This is a genomic window from Amycolatopsis sp. (assembly GCF_025464955.1).
In the GTDB taxonomy this organism is placed as follows: Bacteria; Actinomycetota; Actinomycetes; order Mycobacteriales; family Pseudonocardiaceae; genus Amycolatopsis.
In genome coordinates this window covers 14,755-35,086 of record NZ_JAODNM010000172.1, presented here as the reverse complement: position 1 = coordinate 35,086, position 20,332 = coordinate 14,755, and the positions used below count along the sequence as shown (strand labels likewise).

Below are 20,332 nucleotides of genomic sequence, written 5' to 3'. Positions count from 1 at the left end.
GCTGGGCCTCACCAACAGGAGATACTCGCCATGCCGTCCACCGCTCGCCAGTCGACCATTCGCCGGGAGCTGGGCGGTGCCGCGTCTATCGGCCTCGCCATCATCGCCTTCGCCGGGATCATCTTCTCCTTCGTGGGGCTGCGTCAGCTCGCGATCGACACCGGCATCGGCGCCGGCTACGCGTGGCTGCTGCCCATCACCATCGACGCCGCGACCCTCGTCGCCGCCCGCATCTGGCTGCTGCCCACCATCCCCGAAGACGTGAGAGCCTGGGCCCGGCAGTGGATGCTCGCCGCGATCGGCCTGTCCATCGGCGGCAACGTCGTCGAGCGCGCCATCCACGCGGGCCTGCTGGTGCTGCCCTGGTGGGCGGTGGTGGTGGTTGGTGCCGTCCCGCCAGCCATGCTGGCGTCCGTCGTGCACCTGGCGTCGCTGGTGATCTCCGGCCGCTACGACAACGCCGACCACCAGGCCCCGGCGTGGCGACCAGTCACCACCAACCACCAGGTCACCAGCCACCAACCAGCAACCCACCTGCCGCCAGTCATCGCTGAGGCCGCCCCCACCTCCGACCTCGACGACCTCATCGAGCATGCCCGTGCGCTGCGTGCGGCTGACCCTGCGATTGGCCGTAGCCGCATCGCCGCCGAGCTCCGCATCAGCGACCACACCGCGCGCCGTGTCATCGCGCAGCTGGGTAACGCGGCCTAATGACCGCCGAGAAGGCCGCGCCGCCGCTGTTCGCGGACGCTCCAGCCCCCGCACCGACCAGTGCGGGGGCTGACGCCACGCCGAAGGATGCCGCCGAGAAGAAGACCGCGGCGACGAAGGCCGAAGGCGTGCCCGCCACCAAGCTCGCTGGGTGGGCTGGTGCCCCCCTGGTGGCGCTTGGTGGTGCGGTGGCGTACATGGTGGGCGGCCCGGTGGTGGCGGCGGTTCTGCTCGGTGGTGGGACCGCCGCCACCGGTGCCGGGGTCATGGCCCACAAGGCGATGAAACGGCGGCGGGCCAAGGAAACCGTCGCGTCGATCCTCGGTGGTGGCCGCCCCGCCACCACCAGGCGGCGGCCAACCGGTGGTGGCCGGGCAACCACCGCCACCGGCACCAAGTCCACCGCCAAGCGCCCCGCCGCCGGATCGGGTGCGCGCCGCGCCGCTGCCGCTCGCCCCGCCGGCGGGCGACGTCCCGCCTCGGCGAAGCCCGCCGGGTCCGGCCGGAAGCCCGCGGCGACAACTCGCCCGTCTGCCCGGCAGCGCGCTGCGGCGAAAGCATCCCGGATCGGTGTCGGCAACAAGGCCGCCAGGAAGCCGACAGCGGGTCGTCCGGCCGCTGGTCGCGCGAAGGCTGCCGCTCGTCGGGCTGCGGCCGGGTCGCGGCGCTCGAGCACCGGGCGCGCCAACGCCGGTCGCGGGCCCACGCGGCGAGCGGCAGGACGCGCCACCCCAGCGCGCAAGACGCCCACGGGAAGCAAAACGGCGCCCTCGACCGCCCGCGCCGCGGCCAGCCGAGCCGGGCGGGCCGCACGCAAGACCGCGTCCGGAACCGGACGGGCTGCCCGCGCCGTCAAGACAGCGGGGAACCGGGCACGTGCTCGGCGCACCGACGCCACCCTGAGTTGCCGCCGAGCGCCCCGGCCCCTGCTCGCGCGGAAGACCGGCGACGACAAGGCCAGCCCGGCCACGGGCCCGTCCCGGCTCAAGCGCATCGCGGGTGCGGTCCGCCGCAAGTCCACTAAGTCCCCCACCGCCCCGACGACGGCACCTCTCGCCGCGGGTACCCGGCCGCCACTGCGCACGCGGCCGAAGCGGCTACCGGCACCGCGGGCGATGAAGGCCATCGCTGGCCGCCTGCGGACGCCGACCAAGACCGGCAGTCATCCGGCAACGCAGATCGCCGGACCACGCCGAATGGGTCTCCGGCCAGCGCAACCACCAGCACCAACCACCACCAGCCAACCAACCGCCAGCCAACCAGCCACCACCACCGCGTCACCGAAAGGACCCGACATGACCACCACGGACCTCACCACCGGCTACGCCCACATGGTCGACTCCGCCACCCCCGCGACGCTGCGCTCCACTCTCTCCGGCGTCGCCGAATCGGCCCGGATCTCCGCCGCCGACCTGCGGAAAAAGGCGGAGGACCTCCGCACCGAGGCGGCCGGGCTGATGGAGAAGGACGACATGTCCACCTCCGGCGAGGAATTCCTCGCCGAGGCCGCGCGGCTCGAGGAAACCGCCGAGGCCCGGCTCGGTGTTGCCGCTGCCTACGAAGACCGGGCGTCCGCCGCCTGATCTTCGCTCAGGTCCCCACCCGCACCACCAGTCAGGAGCCCGCCGTGATCCCGTGGAAAGTGTTCTGGTCGACCCTCGCCGCCGTCACGACCTTCGCCGGGGCCGGGATCGCCGCGCTGTACGCGGTGACCCTGTGGTTGGCGCTGCCCGCCACCGTGGTGGTGGCGGTGGTGGTGACGCGGGTGGCGCGCCTGGTGATCTACCGGGCGGCCGTCATGGACGGCGTCCCGCTGCGCTCGCGGGTCATGATGCTGGGCTGGATCACCGCGGCGATCTACGTGCACGCCGGCGTCGCCGCGGCGTTCCTGCTGCGGCCGGATCTGTGGGCGCTCTGGGCGGTCGTCACCGCTGCTGTGGGTGCGGCGACCTACGGCGTCGCGCGGGCCCACGAATACCTCCTCGCCCGCCCCAGCGCCGCACCGGCCCGGCAAGTCACCTCCGCCATAACCACCACGATCAGCGGTGCCGTCATCGACGAGGGCGACCCAGTCCGAGCGAAAGTCCTGGCCGGCCTGCGGCTCGCCGGGTTCGACTGGCTCGACGTCGGCGACTGGATCCCCATGGGCGGCGACCCTGAGCTCGACAAGCCCGCCGACGGGATCATCATCGACGTGCAGGTGCCCTCGGCCCACGCGCTCGCCGAAAAGGGCCACAAGGGCAAGGCCGGCAGCACCCTCGGCATCACCGAAGCCAAGCAGATCGCCATCGGCCTACGCGAAGCCCTCCAAGCGCCGACGCTGGCCTCGGACTGGGTGTCCCTCGAGGAGCAGCCGGAAGCCGGCGCACACCTGCTGACCATCGCCACCCGCGACGTCATGGCCGACGTTTTCCCCTACGAGGACGACTGCACGTGGACGTCGATCCGCGAGCCCTCCATTTGCGGCCGCCAGCTGAACGGGCTGCGCTACGGGCTGCGGCTCGACCAGCACGGGCAGGTCGTCGGGGGTACCCGGTGGGGCAAGAGCTCCCTGATCGACAGCAACATCGGCCACGTCACGCGCTGCCGGGACGCGAAGCAGTGGATCGGCGGCACCACCAAGGTCTACGACCTGGTCGCCGGGTGGCTCATGCCGTACATGGACACCGATCTGGACCTCCCGATCGACTACGTCGCGAACGGCGCGCACGACACGCTGGCGATGATGATCGCCGGGCTGAACATCGCCCAGTGGCGGCAATCGCAGCCGATGGACCAGCGCGGCAACTGGCCCACGATCATCATCGACATCGACGAGGCCAGCGACGCCCTGGGCGACAACAGCGTCAAACTGCCCTACCGCGGCGTGCTGATCACCATGAGCCAGGCCGCCGCCAAGATCTACAAGGGCGCTGGGTCCGGTGACGTCTGGCTGCACCTGGCGTCGCAGCGCGACACCATGGACCAGTGGGGCGACAAGGGCGGCGACGTCATGGCCAACGTGCAGTGGGCCGCCGGTTTCCACACCGCCGATCAGGGCAGCCTCGGCCGCCTCCTGGGCTCTTACAAACTCCCCAACCCGCGGCACAAGGGCGAGTACTACCTCAACCCCGGCAACGGTGACGGCCTCGTGCGGCTCAAAGCGCCGTACGTCCAGACGATCGACAAGTCGAAACCGCGGCTGCACGACGGCCCGACCGTGTCCGATGTCGCGTGGTCCCGCCGGAACTTCCACACGGCCATGGACCCCGGATCTGCCCACGCAGGCGGCGCGGCATACGCCAACCGCCACCGCCGCATGAACGCGGCGATGCTGGCGTACATCACCACCGGCGAGGCGGGGGGCCAGGCGCAGATCGAGTTCAGTCCGGCCGTCACGACGCCACCGCCAGCCGCCGCGCAGCTGGCCGTGGCGGGCCCGAAGCAGGCCGGGTACGAGCTGGCTACCCGGGAGTTGGATGCGCTCCTCGGCGTGCCGGAGCCGCGGGCCGTGCCGGTCGCTGCGGAGGCGCCGGGGGTGGCGTCGATGGTGGGCCGACAGTCCCTCGCGGACCGCATCGTCGACGTCGTCCGGGCCGCGCCGGGGCCGATGAGTCGCGTCGAGATCGGGGCGGCGATGCACCCGGCTGGCGAGCAGGTCGTGACGAACGCGCTGTCGAAACTGGTCGCTTCGGGGGTGCTGTCGCGCCCGGAGCGTCGGCTGTACACCGCCGCGCTGTGTGACGCACCGTGAACAAACATCCAAACAAACACACAACCCGATGGGGGGTTTGTTGCGCAGATACGTGCAGGTAGAGGCCCACCCCGGTTGTGTGTTTGTGTGTTTGTTTGGTTCACCGAAAGTGACGGTTGCGTGATGGCTGAGATGGACGAGTACGCCGAGAAGATCGCCGACATCGAGAAGCGGATCGTGCGCCTGAAGATCCTCAGGGATGCCCAAACACCGGACTCCCTCAACGCCGGGCACTTCCAGCGGCAGATCGACGACCTCACCAACAGCCTCATCTCCTGGGAGGACAACGCCCCCAGGCTCCGCGAGGTCGACGCCGGCCAGGACAAAGCCCTGACCGCGCTGATGACCGCGGAGCAGTACGTCAGGTACGCCGGCACGGGCTGGAACCAGGGCGCCCGGTGGTTCGCGTTCGTCGGCGGGATCGCGGTCCTCGCCAGCCTCGTCGCGTCGCTCGCCGCGTGGGTCCCTGTGCTCGGTGGCGTCCTGGTCCTCGCGGCCGGCGGTTGCGTGTACGGCGGCATCCGCGCACACATCAACGCCGAGGATGTGCGTGATGCGCGCGAGACGGATCTCGCCGACTACAACCGGATGAAGACGCAACTGCTGCCGGGTGAAGCGCCGTGATGGGACGTTCGCACGCGGCGTCCGGCTGGTGCATCGGGCTCGTCGCCGCGCCGCTGCTCGGCCTCGTGCATGCCCCCGCCGTGCTCCTGTTCGCCGTCACGACGGCCGGGTTTGCTCTGCTGCCGGACCTCGACTGCGACGGCAGCAGAGCATCCCGGAGCCTCGGGTGGTTCACCGGCGGCATCTCGACCGGGCTTCAGTGGCTGTCCGCGCGGGTGTACCGGTGGACGAGGACACCCCACGACAGCCACCGGCAGGGCACTCACCGGCACCTGTCGCACACCGTGGTGTTCGCGCTCGTGCTCGGCGGGACGGTCACGGTCGGCGCGGCGACGATCGGCCGGTGGTTCGTGCTCGCCGTCCTGATCTTCGGTGTCCTCCTCGCGGAGGATGCGCTGGGGAAGTGGAAGGTGCCCGTCCCGTTCGTGAGGGCGGACGTGTCGCTGGTGGCGCTGGCTGCGATTGGCTCGGCGGTGGTCCTGGTGGCCACCACCAGCCTCGCCACCACGCTGGTGGCGGTTGGTTGGTGGATCGGCCCGGCTGTCGCGATCGGGTGCGTCACCCACTGCCTCGGCGACTCCCCCACCCGCTCGGGGTGCCCGTTCCTGTGGCCCATCCCGATCCGCGGCCGAGCTTGGTACGAGATCAGCCTGCCGCGCCGGTTCCGGTTCACCACCGGCCGGGAGGGCGGCTTCGAGCTGAGGGTCGCGTATCCGGCGTTCCTGGTGGCGGGGGTCCTGCTGGTGCCGGGGGTGTGGTCGGTGCTGGTGGCGGTGGTTGACCACCTGGTGGTGGCCACCGCCACCGCATCCACCACCAGGTGAGCACGAACGCTGGGTCGGCTGGGAAAGCCGCCCCCGCACCTAATTTTCCGGCCGGTCAACTCCCGCATTGGCCTGCAGGTCACCGGCCGGGATTCAACATAACGAGGAGACGTGATGCCCAACTGGTACTGGTGGATGGTGGTCGTGATCAATGCCGGCTTCCTGGCTTACAGCGTCCGGCACACGCTCGTAGCCCACAAGCGGATGCGGCGGGACGTCGAGGCCGTCGTCGCGAAGTTCGATGCGACGGTCGACCGCTTCAACGCAGCCGGGTGGGCCGACCTCGCAGCACTCCGCGCGGCGGACGACGACGATGACGAGCCGAAGGAGGCCGAACGCCCGTGACCAGCCCTGAGCAGATCCGTACCAACCTGACCGTCGCCATAGCAGAACTCACAGCAGTGCGCGGCCAGCTGACGAGCGCCGTCGAAACGATCGGAGGAGCCCTCGCCCGGGTCCGAGAATCCTTCGAAGGATCAACCCAACGCGAGTATGTGTGGGCACACGAGTGCTTGGTTCAGGGCCACGACGAGATCCTGATGGCCAATGACAACCTCGCCGGTTCCATCAACGGCATCGAAACCCTGATGGCGCGGCTCTAGACGCGCACGAAACCCCCTGCCCATTCGGGTTCGTCCCGGTCAGGCAGGGGGTTTCGTGCTGCTAGAGGTCTAGCCAGCCGCCGGCGCGGGTCCGGAATCGCCGGTCGGCGCCGGAGGGACCGGGATCACGCGCGGGGTGTGCTTGGCGATGTAGCCCGCGGCGAACGTCAGGCCGCCGGTGACGATCGAGCCGACGGCGGCGATGACCCAGTCCGGGACGTCGCCGTGGAAGACGTACAGGCCGAGCAGGGACACCACGATCGCGACCAGGGTCGCCGCGGTGCCGGCTGCCGTCACCTTCCTCTCGACGACGTCGACGAGCTCGGCCTCGACCTTGACGATCTCGTCGTGGAAGTTGAAGTCGTGCGATGACATGCGGATGTCCTCTCTGGATTGGTTGATGGGGAAGCGTCGCTTACGTGGTCGGTGTGACGTCGATGCTGACCTTGACGTGCGCAGCGACGGCCGCGTTGATCGCGTCGGTGACCATCTGCGGAGTGATCGCCGGGTTGGTGGTCGCCGCCGCTACGGCGGCCGCCATGGCGGTCTGCCCCGCGAGGATCTGCTGAACGCGGATGTCGGTTCCGGCAAGGATGTCGTTCACGGTTTTGGTGGTCGCCGGGGTGTCCACGCCTGCCCAGTTCGGCAGTCTGATGGGGGTGCTCGGTTCCATATCGGGTGCTCCAATCGGGATGTACTGCTCGTTGATGTCGCATTGGATGCCGGCCACGGTGAGGACGTTGGGCGCGACGTTGCGCTGCCAGAAGTGCACCCACGATTCGGTGGGTTCGGTTCCGCAGCGCCAGTACCAGGACGCCACCCCGGCCGCGTGAACGGTGATCTGCGAGTCGCTGAACCCGTAGTGCCCGGCGAATGCCAGGCCGAAGACGTCGCGGTACGCGGTGACGTATTTGACGGTGTCGGTCACCTGCCACTGCGCGGCTGTGTGCGAGTCCGAGGCCGCTGCGACGAACATCTTGTCGGCCGGCACCTTCGCGGCACGGAGATCCGCGAGGGTGGCCAGCGCGTTGGCCTTACCCCGGGCGTAGTCGTCGTCGGTACTGGTGCCCCACGAGTCGTTGGTTCCGAGCTCGGAGACGAACAGCACTGCGATACCCGCCGCGGTGAGGTCGGCGTACTCGGCGGCCGTGATGCGCTTCCCGGCCGCGCCGAGGCCCGCGTAGCGGAGGGTTCCGGTGGCACCGGCCTTTTTCAGTGCGGCACCGGTCGGTCGGCCGCCGGAGTAGTCGAACCACCGGCCGATGGAGGTGGGCATGTCAGACCCTCTCCGGCCAGTGCCAGGTGCCGCCGCTGTGGTCGCGGTCGTCCTGGCAGACGCACTCGTGGAAGAACATTCCTGTCGGGTTCAGCACGGCGAGACCGACCCACGCAGCGCCGTCCGCGCCGGTGGCGCATTCCGAGTCAGGTGGCGGGTTGTTCTCGTCGTAGACAGCAGTGATGACGGCCGCGCGGCACTGTGAGGTGTACGCCTGAGTGCCGTCCGCGCGGACGGGGCTGCCGTAGCTGACGTAGTGCACCCTCCGGCCGACGCTGGGCTGCTGGTCCATCACAGCCCCTTCGCGGCGAGCCACGTCTTGGCCGCGGTCGCGAGGGCGTGGTTCTGGCCGACGTGGCGTTCGATCACCCACGGGTGAAGAACCGCCGCCAGAACGCTGTCAGCGTCGCCGACAGGCGCCGGAGGAGTAACCGGAGGCGCGGGAACCGGGGCGGGCGCTGGGGGCTGGACAGGGACGGGAAACGTCCGGCCAGTGAGGGCGAAGTAGTCACCGGCGAGAGCCGCCACGTCCACCCCGGCCTGAAACTCCGCGGTGCCGACGTTGTAGTCCCAGATCACCACCCACGCCTCGTCGACCTGGTGGGCCCAAAACGCGTCGGTGGTGCCGACGATCTCGCCCCACGTGATCACCGCGAGGTCATCGCCGGTCTTCGCCGAGGTGTACCGGCCGGCCAGCACAGCGTGCCCGCCCCACACGGCCGACTTGGCGTAGTCCCAGAGACCGCGATCGGTCTGCGCCTGCTGCGCGGTCTCGAGGGTGACGCCGAGCAGCAGCGACCCGAAGACCGCGACCGCCGCGCGCACCTCGTCGAGGTTCGACGTGTCGACCTTCGCGAAGCCGAGCGCCTTGTGACCGCCGATGCCATTGCGGACGAGCTCCTCGAGCATCGTCTGCAGGTCGACGCCGCCGTCGCCCGGACCACCCGGGTCGTTGGGATCGAAGTCGGGGTTACCGGACCGCTTGTAGAAGTCGAGGACGTCCGCGATCGACGGGACGATCTCAGCCGCGGACAGGTACTTGCTGTCGAGCATCAGCTGGTGCCCGGTCGCGGCCGGTCCGCAGTCGCCGTACTTGTCGTTGTCCAGCATCAGCCAGTCGGTGATCTCGGAGAAGTGGTCGACCGAGGCCGGGTGTGCGGGGACGGCGCCGGTGAGGAACCGGGCCGCGCGCAGGGCCGGCGCGTCCTTGGGTGGCCGCTTGCCGAGCTTGCGGGTGGGGTGGGCGAAGGTCATCGGAGCCTCAATTCGTCGGTATAGGCGGGTTGACGGTGGTGCTGGGTGGTGTCGCCGGTGGGCACGCGGCGGGGCCGGCGGGGGTGTCGTCGACGCGGGTGGTGCCGGTGGCGGGGTCGTTGTAGGTGACGCGGGAGACGCAGTCGCCGCTGTCGTTGAGCACGAAGCGCTGGTCTGCGACGCCGACGCCCTGCGAACCCGGTTTGCCGTCGTTGCCGGGTTTCCCGTCGGCGCCCTGGCACTGCGCTGGAAGCGACATGCACGGCGGCGTGACGCCGTCAGCGCCGTTGTGGCCGTCGGTGCCGTTCGCACCGCAGAACGGGCCGAGGGTGGAGGTGGCGCCGTCGGTGAAGGTGATGTCGACGTTGCAGCCGTCCTTCGCCGTCGCCGCGATCCCCCGCGCTAGTGGCGCGTCCTTCCCTGCGACCCCGGCCGCGCCGCACAGGTTCGACAGCGTCGACACGCGGCCGTCAGTGAGGGCGATCCGCACGGAGCAGTCACCCGGGATGACGGACGCGATGCCGACACCGGGCGGGCCGGGCGCAGGGGCCGCCTCGATCGGGGCCTGCTGGATCTCGGCGGCTTTCTGGCAGTTCGCGGGGCCGACCCGGGCCGCGACCGAGGGATCACTGGCGCACAGTGCGGCGAGCGGATCGGCGAGGCTCTTCGAATCGGACTGCGCTTGCTGAGCCGCGGTGTGCGCGAACGATCCGGACACGATCCCCCAGCCCGCGAGGACCAGCGAGATGATCGCGATGCCCAGAGCGATGACGGCGACGCGGTTACGAATCGCGAACCTCAGCGGTGCCATCTAGATCACCGCCCTTCCGACGGCGGGCTTTCGCGGCGGCGTCCTCGGCGCGCCACCGCTTCTCCCGTTCGCCGTCGGCCTCGCCGATGAATTTCCGCCGGGTCGTATCGAGCGCCTCGGTGAGTTTCTCCGCTCGGGCTTCCGAGCGTCCAGCGCGCTTCTCCGCGCGTAGCCACAGCACCATGAGCACGATGATGAGGAGCAGGAACCCTGCGTAGGGACCCGCCGTCGGTAGCAATTGAATGAGGTCATTCACACGTCACATCCCTTCCTCTGAGGATCTACATCCGCCGCGGTTAACTACGGGGTGGCGACGTACCCGGTTCCAGGCTGATAGCCCGCGGTGAACGCCTCGTCGTCCATGACCGCAGCACCTTCGTAGCCACCGCGGAGGACCCACTGTCCGATCGCGACAGGCCGCAGCTCTTCCGAATAAGCCTGGACGAAACCGTTGCCTTCTCCGTCGACACTGAACTGGGTTCCCCAGTACTCGGGGGCGGTGACAGTGTCGACGGCGGTGTGCATCTCGGCTTCGTTGTCACCGGTCCACTTCGCAGCGGTGAGGACACCTGGCCTTGGTACGTACGATCCCATCGGTTTTCCTCTCGGTTGGTCACAGCGCGAACTGCGCGACGGTGATGGTTGTGTTGCCAGCAGTGATGTTCGTGTCGACGCCGCCCGTGACCGCCATGCGCAGTTTCATCGTGTGCGAGCCCGGAGTGGCAAGAGTCGCGATCCACATCTGCCCGCAGGTGGCGCGGCCGGCGACGTTGATATCGCACTGGGGGGTCTGCGAGACGCCGTCGATCATGCAAGTGCCGACGAAAATGTCACCGGCGGCAGTCTGGGTGACATCGAAGAACCCGACGATCGCGACTTGCACGTTCGGGTTGATCGTCGTGATGGTGATACTGCAACCCGGGACGTCCGCGACAGCGGCCACGGTTGGGCTCGACGTCGCCGGGGCTTGGGTCAGCTTGATGGTGTTGTTCGCAAGCGCGCCGAGCATCGCGGCGGTGTTTGTCTGCCCTGCGAGGGGAACGGCCATGGTGTCTGTCCTCCTAGAGAGCGATGTACGGGGTGCGGGTGAGGTGGACTGATTCGCCCGCTGCGTGGGCTTTCACGACGCCGTTGACGGACCTCGTGACGGTGAATGTTTGGCCGCCCCCGGCGAGCGCGATCATCGATCCGGATGACGAGGCTGAGCTGCCGCCGGTGACGGTGAACGACCCGGCCGGGATGTTCGCCGCGGTGCTCTGGATGAGGTAGTCCCACACGAGACCGGCCGTGCTGCCCAGCGCACTGGATGTCGCGCCGATGAGGTTGGCTCCGGCGATGGTGGCGACGCTCGTCCAGCTGGACTGTTTCCACCCGAGGTAGAGGATCAGGGCGTTCGGGCCGGTGATCGGCAACGCGGGGGAGGCGATGTTCTGCGCTGGCGTGAAGTTCGGCTGGAACACGGGGCCGTTGAGGATCTGTAGCCCGATGCCGCGGAACGCTGCCATCTGCGCGATGGTGGTGTCGCCCGCTGAGCCATTGGTGAAGGCGATGGTGGGAGCGGACTCGCTGCCGGAGTGGATTTTCCCGAACAGTCGGCCGTTGGACCCGTCGAACAGCATGGTGTACCCGCCGGGCGGGATGGGGCTGCCGACGCCGAGACTGCGGATGGACGCCCACACGAGCAGCAGGTCCCCGCCTGTCGCACCGGCCGGGAGTCCCGGCACCACGGAAGCGTTGTTGCCGGCGGCCGCGGTGCCTGCGGCGACGAAGGTGGGCGCGGTGATGGCGCCAATGGCGGTGGCGCTCATCGCCTCGCCGCCGACCGTGATGGGGATCGGCATGTCACCACCGGCGGTTGTCCAGCCAGGGCCGCCGGTGTCGACGACGGCGAGTGTTGTTGCTGTGCTGGTGGTGGGTGCGGTGAGGACAGAGGCGGCTGCGTCGATGCGTCCAAGGACGGTGTCGTCGAGCTTCGCGACCTGGAAAAGCGCGGCGGGACTGGTGTTGAACTTCATGTCCCACTGGTACTGGGACAGGGTTTCCGTCCAGCCCTGCACGAGAACATCGACGAGCTCTGGCGCGAGCCACACGGGCGGATTGGCGACGGTGATGCGGTCGCCGAGCTGGAGCGTGGACACGTTGGGGATGAGTTCGGGGTTGCGGGCGAGGTTGATCCCGAGGACAGGGAACCTCGACTTGTCGAGGGTGCCGAGGCCGAGGCGCCACCCAGCCTGGTTGGCGAGCTGGCCGTCGGCGGCGACGTTGATAGTCAACGACGTGTCGTACTGGCCGACTCCATTGGGTGCAGCCTGTGTGGACAGTGGCCCGGTTGTTTGGACGAGTCGGACGTTGGTGCCGCCGGTGCGCGCGACGGTGATGTCGTTCTTGATGTGCTGATCGTCATCGGTCGGCTCGACCGGCTGCGCGAGGTGGCCCAGGGTGTAGTCGAGCGCGAGCACGGGGGTGGTGTTGTACATGCTGGAGCGGGCGCGGTAGTTGATGGTGTTCGAATCACGGCGCTCCGCGAGGATCCCAAGGTCTGTGGTCTGCACGTCGTTGAGGAGGTCCAGGAACCGCATCGGCAGCTGCGCGCCCATTTGCTCACTACCGGCGTCGCCGACCATGTAGCCAACGGGCACGCTCTGCTCGCTGCCGAGACGCGCCACTCGATCCGTCGCCGCCTCAGGTGACCAGGCATTCATAAACGGGAGAATCGAGAAGAAATCGGCGCTGTTCATTACGACGACGTGGCCGACACTGAGGCCGCTCACGTCGAAGTTCTGCCCGATAATCATGTTGATGCAGGTGCCGAACGTATTCCCGCTCAGCGTTGACGTGAATACGCCAGCCCCTGGCGCTCCGACCGCCGCGAACCCGACCTGCCAAGTGATGTCCGGCCCGACTTGCTGCAAGAATAGCCACAGCATTCCGGACTGGCCGTTGATGCTGGCGCCGACAGTCGAATCCACAAGAGTAGCGCCTCCGAACGCAAACGCGCGGAGCCGGAACGCCCCAGTCGCGGTGACGTCGAGGAACCAAGACTCTGTGTTACCACCAGTTGTCTGCATGCGGATGACCGTGGTCGCCGTTCCAGGTCCTGCGGCGGGAACGTTGACGAACGCCATGCCGCGCAGATTGGCCGACGGTGTGTACGGCGGCACTGGTCCATCGAGACGCCCACCTGGAGCGAACGTCGGGATCGGTGCGGATGCCGCGACTCCGGTAAACGACGCGGGTTTGACGCCTGTCCCGAGACTGGTGATCGTCATCGGCGCCTGGTTGAACGCGGACGCCAGTGACGTTGCCCCCGCGGCGTCTTCACACGGCCAGTACGCGACTGGCCGTGTGATAGCGCTGCTGGTGATCCCCCGGTACAACGCGCTGCGGAGTACAGCCGAGCCTTGCCCAATGCGGCGGCGAATCCCACTCGCGACGATCGGGGACCGGACTTCCTTACCAGTCACATCCCAGCGGGGCGGCCACTCCGATACCTCGCCGGTAAAGCGGACTGAGTTGTCCTGGTACGAGATGAAGTCCGACCCTAGGAGCGTCCACCGTTTGCTGGTTGCATCAACAAAGGATGTTGTCGCCGGTCCCTGCACGGTGAAGTCCGGGTCGGCGACGACGGTTCCAGCTATCCCGTTGCGAAGCTCTAAGCCGAATACCTGGCCGCTGTAGTTAACCCCGTCCGTTGTGAACACAAAGCCAGTGAAGTCGAGGTCGCGTGCACCGATAATCAACTGAGCGGACCCTGCGAATACTGTCGTCACGCCTGCTGTCACAACAGCGGATCCGAGTTGCGTGTAGGTACCGCCGAGCGTCGGAGCGGTGTAGAAGGTGACAGTGTTCCCGGCCGCACCGTTGTTCACCTTCAAGGTGGCGCGCACGGACAGCCTGGTACTCGCCGACGGAATGGCCACTGTGGACACCACTCTCGTGATGGTGGCGTTAGTACCGTCTGTCCCCCAGCCGAACTCCAGCGTTCCGTTGGCCAAGAGGCGCAACCCCCATGACCGCTGTTCCGGAGTGCTCAGATACTTCGAGGCCAGCACCGTCGGGGCCGTTGGGCGCCAACTGGTCGGCGCTATATCCATGCGCAGGTCGAGGTCGCCGACGATGTCCAGTGCCGCAGTGTCGGGTGTCGCTACGCAGCTGCCCACCGAACCTCCGCCGACAAGCCACGACGTGGGAGATGACGTTCCGACGCGCACTCGTAATGGCGTGTTGCGCCCGATCTTCCCGTACAGCGGCGAAGTCGGGTTCCGGGGCGAGTATTTCCCGTCCCTGTTGTCCAGCGCGAGGTTGCACGTACACGGGTAGGTCTGCGACGTCTCGTCGGCCGCACCGTGCTTGATGACGATCCTGTCCGGGCTGCGCACATCACCCGTAATGTCGTTCCACGCACCCGAGTAGAACAGCTCCGTGTGGATGTCCAGTGGGACCTGAGGGAACGTGCTCACGACGAACCCCCCAGCACGACCTGCACGTTGCCGCCCTTCGAACGGACCGACTTCGCGATGTCGGTGATGATCGCGTCCACGTAGTCCACCCCTGACAAGCCAAAGCTGATCTGCACGTTCGCGCTGCCACCCCCACCACCGCCGCCGGCACCGCCCGACGAGCCACCCAGCGCCGCCGACGAGGGCGCCATCATCCGGTTCGCCGACGCCAGCAGATCCATCGACCGCGACGAGTGGTCCAGCGGGATGTAAGCCTCCGGGACCTTCGCGTCACCAGCCCACTTCAGAGTGCCCGGGTGCACAATCTGCGCGACGCCGGACATGCTGTTCGCGCCGTTCGGCGTCGGCAACCCACCGCCAGCGAACATCATGTTGGCGCCCTGGATCGAGCCCTTCGCCTGCATCGAATGCGCCATACCGGAGTTGATACCGACGTTCTGGTACCCGTTGATCGTGGTGATGTGAACAGTCGCCGTCCGGCCGTCGAGCCCGCGCAGCAGTGACACCGTGGAGTTGAACGCCGCGACCACACTGGAGTTATCCCCGTGGAACGACGTCGACACGTCCTTCGGGATCAACCCGTATTTGTTCGCGAGGTCGATGGCCGCCTGCCCGTTGATCCCCATCTGGTGAGCGGCCGTGATGAACCGATCCCGCTGCACCTGCAAGCTTGCGGCCACAGTGTCCTGTGCCTGCTTGAGCGGCATGCCCTTATCGGTCAACTGCTGCACCCCAGACGCAGCCGTCGTGAACGACGTTTCGAGAGACTCAGCAAGGCCCTGCAACGAAGAACCGTTTGCAGTGAAGGTGTTGATGGTGCCATCGGCGTTGAGCAGAGCGGCACCGAAACCCTTGGCCTTATCGGCGCCCTTGCCGATGGTGTCGGTGAAGTTCCGCAGCGCGTCGTTACCCGACTTGATCGCATCCTCAAACACCGGTGCGCGGCCGTCGAGGATGTCCAGCGCCGTCTTCAACGCCGAAGCCTTCGTTGCCGCGCTCCCGGTGTTATCCGACAGCGTCTTCATCGCCGTGGCCAGCGTCGACATCGGCGGGCCCGCGTTACTCGTCGCGTCGCCGGTCTTCCCCATCGCCTCGTTGTAGAGCTTCGCGTCGCCCGTCGACTGGTTGTAGATCCCGCCGAGATGCCCGACCGCGTCCTTGAACTCGTCGGTGACCTGCACCGACTCGCCAGTCTTCTTCACGTGCGTATCCAGCTGCGCGTTGACCTTGTCCATCGCACCCGGGACGCCCATCAGGGCGTCGGTCAGGTCCGACTGGGAGATCTCCAAACTCTTCGCGGTCTGCTGCAGCGTCGACATCCCGTCGGACAGCTTGGTGTTCGCTTCGGCGTTCACGACCGCCGCGCGGGTCGACGCATCCACCACACCGTTCGACTGCCGCAACGCGTCCGTGAGCGACTGCTGGTTACGGGAGTCCTCCTGTGCCGCAGCCGCCGCCTTCTCCTGCGCCTGCCCCAGGATCATCAAGCCGATACCGAGCGCACCAGCGGCCATCGTGGCCGGGTTGAACGCCGCCGTCGCGAGGCCACCGACCACCGCCGAGAACTTCCCCGAAGCGCCCTCGGCGTCGGACACCGACTTACCGAACCCCTTGAACCCCGCAGTCGCATCGACACCGAACTTCGCGAGCACCGCCGAGGCCGCCGTCACCGACCCGGCCAGCTGCGTCACCTGCGGCGGGAGGATTCCGATCACGCCGGCCAGCGCGTTGACGACGCTGAGGACGCCTGTGCCTGCCGTGCCGAACCCCTGCAGGAACCCGATAGCTCCGGAGCCCGACGCGGTGAGCCGAAGGATCGCCTGCTCCACGAGACCGAGATCGGCCTGCAGCGTCGTCATCGGACCCGTGCCCTGAGCGAGGTTCGCGAACAAGCGGCCGGCGAACTGCTCGAGCTGCTGGATGGTGACGCCGAGGATCTGCATGCCGGTGCCGGCTGCGTTCGACTGCGACGCCATCGCGGTCAGCATCTGCGACAGCCCGGTACCGACCGAGCCGGTGAGGCTCCGCAGTCCATCCAGCGCACCCGAAGATTGCTCGGTGGCGGTGACGAGGCCGGGCATGGCGTTCTCGGCCAGGTCCGTGACCGCACCCGTCAGCTTCGGGAGGACCGCGGCAGAGCCGTTGATGGCTTCCTGGATCTGTGGCTTCATCCGGTTGAAGCTCTGGTCAACCTGGTCGATTGACGACGTCAGCGGGCCCGCCATGGACGAAGCCATCGTCTGCGTGCTGTTGAGGACGTTCTTCTTCAGGTCCGCGAAGGAGTCCGTGACCAGGCCGTTGTGCTTGAGCGCCGCGGCCGAGATCCCCACGAACAACGCCGGTACCGCGGACAACGCCAAACCGGCACCGGCCGCGCCGATCACCGCGGCCGCCGGTAGCCCGAAGGCGAGCCCGGCGAACATGAGCGGCCCGAACGCGCCGGAGATCGACTGGGCAGACTTCTCCAGCTCCTTCGTCGCCGCGGAACCGGCTTTGTCCGCTGCCTGCTGCGCCTCCTCTTCGAGCTTCTTGGCGTCGTCGTCGGCGAACTCGATGTCCACCATCGCCTTGGTGCCCTTGGACACCGCGTAGGCGAGGAGCTGTACCTCTTCCTTGAACTTCGCGGCGTCGGCGACGCCCACCGGGATCTCGGCCTTGAGGCCCTGGCGGACGACGTCGATGGTCCCCGCGAGGTCCCGCCGGAACTGCTCGCTTTCTGGAGTGATCGGGATCTTCAGCGAGTCCTTCGCGGCGGTCTTGAGCGACGACTCGATCTGTGCGCGCCACTCAGCGTCGATCGGGTTGTCGGCCTTGATCTTCGCCGGAGTGAACTGTGTCCGCTTGACACCGTCGTCGATCGCCTTACCGGTGGACGTACCGATATCACGACCAGCTGCGGTGTAGGTGGCCTTCGTTTTGTCGAGAGACGCCTTGCCGTTATCGGAGACTTTGACGTGGATTTCGATCTCATTCGGCATCTACGCCACCTCCGATTTCTTCTCGTTGTATCCGGCAAGATGGACAATTTGCAGGTACTGCATCATGTTCGGGTCTTCGGCGAGGATTTCCGATGGGAGCTTGTGCCACCTGTCGCACAGCTTGATCACCGTTTCCGCCTGCACTAGCTCGCGAGGCTTGGTGACGACACTTCCATCGGAATTGATTCCTCCAGGAGCTGCTCGCCATCGCGCGATGGCTTCGCTAAAGGGGCGGCCACCCGGATACCCGCGAGCTGCCACGCGTCGACGATCTTCGCGAGGAACGGTGTTTCGCAGGTGTCGAGTCCTTCGCGCGTGGCCTCGACGGGGTTGCCGTCGTCGTCGGTGAGATTCCACTCGACGAGGTACGGCGCGAAGTAGTCCGCGATCTGGCGGTTGTACTTGAGTGTGGCGTACTCCTCCTGCTCACCGAGGGTCATTGCCCGCGCGCGGACGACGAGGCCTTCCATCTCGTCGTCTTCGAACACCAGCTTGTACACGGTGCGGGGTGCCTTGAAGCCGCCCATGAGTCGGACCTTTCCGTTGCTGTTGAGGGGTTCCCGTCAGGCCCAGGCGGGCACGGTGCCGTCGGCGAGCACGCCGGGCACCTTGAAGGTGAACGCGCCGCCGTTGTCGCGGGTCAGCGGGTAGTCGGTGAGCAGGCACTCGTTCGCGAGGCTCTTGCCAGCGATGCCCAGCGTCACCGTGCGGAGCACACTGGTCGACGACACGGTCTTGAACACGTCGTGGGACATGTTCGCCGCGACGTTGTAGACGCCCGACATCGTGATGGAGAAGTCGGCGAGGAGCAGGATCCGCTCCATCGCGGACTTGTCCACACCGGTGACGTCCTGCACCGCGCGCGGTGTCGCGAAGTCGAACTGTGTGATGTCGTTCTTGATGGCCTGCGCCGATCCTGCTGCGTCGTCGACGCTCAGGGTCGTCCAGCCGAGACCGCTCTGCTTCGCCATGATCGTTAGCCTTTCTCTTGCGCTGTCTTGATGGTGTCGAGGTTTTCGGCGAGGTCTTCCACCCAGTGCTCCGGCTTCGTGTGCTCCCGGATCACGCCGAGATCGCGCCGCCAGTCCCCGCCGTGCACCACGTACAACTCCGGCCGTTCGAGCGACACCTGGTGCGCGGTGAAGCACTGCTCGCCGGGCGGGAACGTGAACGCCGTCCCCGTCGCGGTGCGTTCCTCGGTGAAGTGCCGGCCAGCAGCAGTGCGGATGTAGTGGGCTTGGCGCTGGCCGAGGTCGGTGGACTCGTCGACGACGGTGCGCCAGCCGAGCTCGTGCGCCTCGCAACCAGCCTCTTCGCAGCTGCCTCGCCGGAAGTGCGTCGAGAGCGGTGACTTCACGCTGTAGGTCTGCATCGCCTGCACCGGCGCGGCCGGGTCCACTCGGAATGGTTCGGGCATCAGAACGTCACCCCCGCGATCGGGTTCGCGATGACGGCGACCGCGAACTTGGCGCTGGTGAAGCCGCCGACGGTGGTCGTCACGACTCGCACGTAGCGCCGGATGGTGGCCGTGTTCACCGACTGGATCCGCTGCGTCAGCGGCGCACCCGCGCCCGGGAGCGCGGTGAATGCGCCACCCGCGAGGTCAGTGAAGGTGACGTTGTCCGCGGAGTCCTGCAACTTGATCGTCGCGTCCGTGCCGGTGAATGCAGCCACCTGCAGATACGCCTGCCAGCCGAACGCGGTGGCGGCGAGGTTGTCGATCGCCGCGCCGAGCGTCGCCGCGGTGTCGGCCCGGATCCCTGCGGTAAGCATGTTGCCCCACTCGGCACCGAACCCGTTGGCTTGCGCGGACACCTTGACGGTGAGCGAGCCGGAGTTGTCCCGGGTGGGGTCGTAGTTGATCTGCTTCCCGATCATGCAGAACGACTGCGCCCCCACGGCAGGAGCTTGCAGGAACATCGCGCCGACGTCCGCGGTCGGCAGTGCCGAGAGGACTTTGTGTGCACCGTCGCGGGATCCGCCACCGGCGATGGTCTCGGGGTTGAAGAACGCCATGAAGTCGATGGATCCGTCGCGCTCGCCGCCGATGCGCTCGTTCGCGGACTTGTCGATGCCGGTGACGTCGATGGTTTTCTGTGGTGCGCCGATGTTGCTGAACGAGCCGGTGTCGCCGGACAGGTTGTAACCGCCGACGTAGAAGTTCTGCCCCAAGCCGCTGGTTTTAGACATCGCTGGCCTCCTTGGTGATCGTGGTCATTCGCTTTGCTCCCACACGTCGTTGATCACCAGCGGCAGCGTGATATCCATGATCCGAAAGATCTTCCCGTCCTGGTTGAGGTAGCCCGCCAACGCGTTCATGGGGACGCCGCAGAGGCCGAGCAGGTCGACGTTGCGTATCAGGCCGTCGAGGTCAAAGTCTCCGGAGTACGCGGACATCAGCGCGTCCACCGCGTTCATCACGTTCGGGTCGATCAGGTCTTCGGGCTGCATCCGGAAGCTCGTGTAGACGCGGACGTTGAGAGTGAGCAACGCGGACGTCTCCGACAGCCCGGACTGGCCGCGCGCGGGCCCGATCGACTTCACCCACACTGCGGCCGTCAAGCCGTTGGTAGGTGCGGACTTCGGCTCGTGCTGGGGGACGCGCTCGAAGAACCCGGACGTGGCGGCGTGGGAAGCGACAGCGTCGACGATGCCCGCGGTGTCCAGGGTCACGTGTTCCACCTACCCACGTGCGGCTCCAGGACGGCCTCGGCGATGCCTTCCGCTTGCCCGTCGAGGGTTTGCTTGGCGCGCCGGAACGAGGCGTAGCCGGGGAACCTGGTGACGGGGCTGTTGCGGGAGCCGTCACCTTCGAGCCAGTGCCCGTAGATCACGCCGCGGTCGTTGACGGACCGCTCCGTCGCCCCGATGCGCTCGGAGTGGATCTGGGTCTCGTAGTACGGCGTCGGATGCCGGATCGAGCTGTCGAGGTTCGCCATGACGTTGGAGAGGGCCTGGCCGCCGAGGCGCTCGGCGATGTCCTCCATCGCGCCCGGCCACTCGGCCGCCATGGTGCCGTCGAAAAACGGTCCGGAGAAGGTGACGTCGTCGCTCATCGT

Annotated in this window: 23 protein-coding genes; 7 read left to right on the top strand and 16 right to left on the bottom strand. The window is 67.6% G+C overall.

Annotated features, from left to right (window positions below; translation table 11 throughout):
• Positions 1 to 30 precede the first annotated feature (30 nt).
• From JWQ81_RS43360 to JWQ81_RS43330, 7 genes are all read left to right on the top strand, one after another.
• Positions 31 to 711 carry a DUF2637 domain-containing protein gene (locus JWQ81_RS43360; RefSeq protein ID WP_297551454.1) on the top strand — a complete coding sequence of 227 codons (681 nt, stop codon included), beginning with the start codon at positions 31 to 33 and terminating at the stop codon, positions 709 to 711.
• Complete coding sequence (locus tag JWQ81_RS43355; protein ID WP_297551452.1) at positions 711 to 2,294, top strand: hypothetical protein; 1,584 nt, start codon at positions 711 to 713, stop codon at positions 2,292 to 2,294. The genes JWQ81_RS43360 and JWQ81_RS43355 overlap by 1 nt, the downstream gene beginning before the upstream one ends.
• Before the next feature lie 44 nt (positions 2,295 to 2,338).
• Entirely contained in the window at positions 2,339 to 4,444 is a 2,106-nt protein-coding gene (locus tag JWQ81_RS43350) for a hypothetical protein (RefSeq protein ID WP_297551450.1), read from the top strand.
• A 123-nt stretch (positions 4,445 to 4,567) separates the two neighbouring features.
• Positions 4,568 to 5,068, top strand: a complete 501-nt coding sequence (locus tag JWQ81_RS43345; RefSeq protein ID WP_297551448.1) for a hypothetical protein — start codon at positions 4,568 to 4,570, stop codon at positions 5,066 to 5,068.
• A complete protein-coding gene (locus tag JWQ81_RS43340) occupies positions 5,068 to 5,892 on the top strand; it encodes a metal-dependent hydrolase (RefSeq protein WP_366942386.1) in 825 nt (274 codons plus the stop codon). Before JWQ81_RS43345 ends, JWQ81_RS43340 begins: the two co-directional genes overlap by 1 nt.
• 114 nt (positions 5,893 to 6,006) lie before the next feature.
• The gene (locus JWQ81_RS43335; RefSeq protein WP_297551444.1) at positions 6,007 to 6,237 is read left to right on the top strand and encodes a hypothetical protein; all 231 of its coding nucleotides are present in this window, start codon (positions 6,007 to 6,009) and stop codon (positions 6,235 to 6,237) included.
• Complete coding sequence (locus tag JWQ81_RS43330; protein ID WP_297551442.1) at positions 6,234 to 6,494, top strand: hypothetical protein; 261 nt, start codon at positions 6,234 to 6,236, stop codon at positions 6,492 to 6,494. Before JWQ81_RS43335 ends, JWQ81_RS43330 begins: the two co-directional genes overlap by 4 nt.
• Positions 6,495 to 6,563: 69 nt before the next feature.
• Here the strand turns inward: JWQ81_RS43330 and JWQ81_RS43325 are convergent, their stop codons facing one another.
• The 16 genes from JWQ81_RS43325 to JWQ81_RS43250 all read right to left on the bottom strand — a co-directional run bounded on the left by JWQ81_RS43325 (position 6,564) and on the right by JWQ81_RS43250 (position 20,329).
• Positions 6,564 to 6,869, bottom strand: a complete 306-nt coding sequence (locus JWQ81_RS43325; protein ID WP_297551440.1) for a hypothetical protein — start codon at positions 6,867 to 6,869, stop codon at positions 6,564 to 6,566.
• Between the two features lie 40 nt (positions 6,870 to 6,909).
• Positions 6,910 to 7,770: a glycoside hydrolase domain-containing protein gene (locus JWQ81_RS43320; RefSeq protein WP_297551438.1), complete on the bottom strand. Its 861-nt coding sequence runs from the start codon at positions 7,768 to 7,770 to the stop codon at positions 6,910 to 6,912.
• A 1-nt stretch (position 7,771) separates the two neighbouring features.
• Positions 7,772 to 8,062 (bottom strand): hypothetical protein, encoded by a 291-nt coding sequence (locus JWQ81_RS43315; RefSeq protein ID WP_297551436.1) that lies wholly within the window; start codon positions 8,060 to 8,062, stop codon positions 7,772 to 7,774.
• A complete protein-coding gene (locus JWQ81_RS43310; protein WP_297551434.1) occupies positions 8,062 to 9,024 on the bottom strand; it encodes a hypothetical protein in 963 nt (320 codons plus the stop codon). The genes JWQ81_RS43315 and JWQ81_RS43310 overlap by 1 nt, the downstream gene beginning before the upstream one ends.
• Positions 9,025 to 9,031: 7 nt before the next feature.
• Positions 9,032 to 9,835 (bottom strand): hypothetical protein, encoded by an 804-nt coding sequence (locus tag JWQ81_RS43305; protein ID WP_297551433.1) that lies wholly within the window; start codon positions 9,833 to 9,835, stop codon positions 9,032 to 9,034.
• Positions 9,807 to 10,091 carry a hypothetical protein gene (locus tag JWQ81_RS43300; RefSeq protein ID WP_297551431.1) on the bottom strand — a complete coding sequence of 95 codons (285 nt, stop codon included), beginning with the start codon at positions 10,089 to 10,091 and terminating at the stop codon, positions 9,807 to 9,809. Before JWQ81_RS43300 ends, JWQ81_RS43305 begins: the two co-directional genes overlap by 29 nt.
• A 44-nt stretch (positions 10,092 to 10,135) precedes the next feature.
• Complete coding sequence (locus tag JWQ81_RS43295) at positions 10,136 to 10,429, bottom strand: hypothetical protein (RefSeq protein WP_297551429.1); 294 nt, start codon at positions 10,427 to 10,429, stop codon at positions 10,136 to 10,138.
• Positions 10,430 to 10,448: 19 nt separating this feature from the next.
• A complete protein-coding gene (locus JWQ81_RS43290; protein WP_297551427.1) occupies positions 10,449 to 10,883 on the bottom strand; it encodes a hypothetical protein in 435 nt (144 codons plus the stop codon).
• Between the two features lie 13 nt (positions 10,884 to 10,896).
• On the bottom strand, positions 10,897 to 14,295 hold the full coding sequence (locus tag JWQ81_RS43285) for a hypothetical protein (RefSeq protein WP_297551425.1): 3,399 nt from the start codon (positions 14,293 to 14,295) through the stop codon (positions 10,897 to 10,899).
• The gene (locus JWQ81_RS43280; RefSeq protein ID WP_297551423.1) at positions 14,292 to 17,273 is read right to left on the bottom strand and encodes a hypothetical protein; all 2,982 of its coding nucleotides are present in this window, start codon (positions 17,271 to 17,273) and stop codon (positions 14,292 to 14,294) included. Before JWQ81_RS43280 ends, JWQ81_RS43285 begins: the two co-directional genes overlap by 4 nt.
• 143 nt (positions 17,274 to 17,416) lie before the next feature.
• The gene (locus tag JWQ81_RS43275) at positions 17,417 to 17,800 is read right to left on the bottom strand and encodes a hypothetical protein (protein ID WP_297551421.1); all 384 of its coding nucleotides are present in this window, start codon (positions 17,798 to 17,800) and stop codon (positions 17,417 to 17,419) included.
• Positions 17,801 to 17,836: 36 nt separating this feature from the next.
• Complete coding sequence (locus tag JWQ81_RS43270; protein ID WP_297551419.1) at positions 17,837 to 18,244, bottom strand: hypothetical protein; 408 nt, start codon at positions 18,242 to 18,244, stop codon at positions 17,837 to 17,839.
• Positions 18,245 to 18,249: 5 nt separating this feature from the next.
• Complete coding sequence (locus JWQ81_RS43265) at positions 18,250 to 18,690, bottom strand: hypothetical protein (RefSeq protein WP_297551417.1); 441 nt, start codon at positions 18,688 to 18,690, stop codon at positions 18,250 to 18,252.
• Positions 18,690 to 19,463 carry a hypothetical protein gene (locus tag JWQ81_RS43260; protein WP_297551415.1) on the bottom strand — a complete coding sequence of 258 codons (774 nt, stop codon included), beginning with the start codon at positions 19,461 to 19,463 and terminating at the stop codon, positions 18,690 to 18,692. Before JWQ81_RS43260 ends, JWQ81_RS43265 begins: the two co-directional genes overlap by 1 nt.
• Positions 19,464 to 19,487: 24 nt before the next feature.
• Positions 19,488 to 19,946 (bottom strand): hypothetical protein, encoded by a 459-nt coding sequence (locus tag JWQ81_RS43255; protein WP_297551413.1) that lies wholly within the window; start codon positions 19,944 to 19,946, stop codon positions 19,488 to 19,490.
• Complete coding sequence (locus tag JWQ81_RS43250; protein ID WP_297551411.1) at positions 19,943 to 20,329, bottom strand: hypothetical protein; 387 nt, start codon at positions 20,327 to 20,329, stop codon at positions 19,943 to 19,945. The genes JWQ81_RS43255 and JWQ81_RS43250 overlap by 4 nt, the downstream gene beginning before the upstream one ends.
• Positions 20,330 to 20,332: the final 3 nt, after the last annotated feature.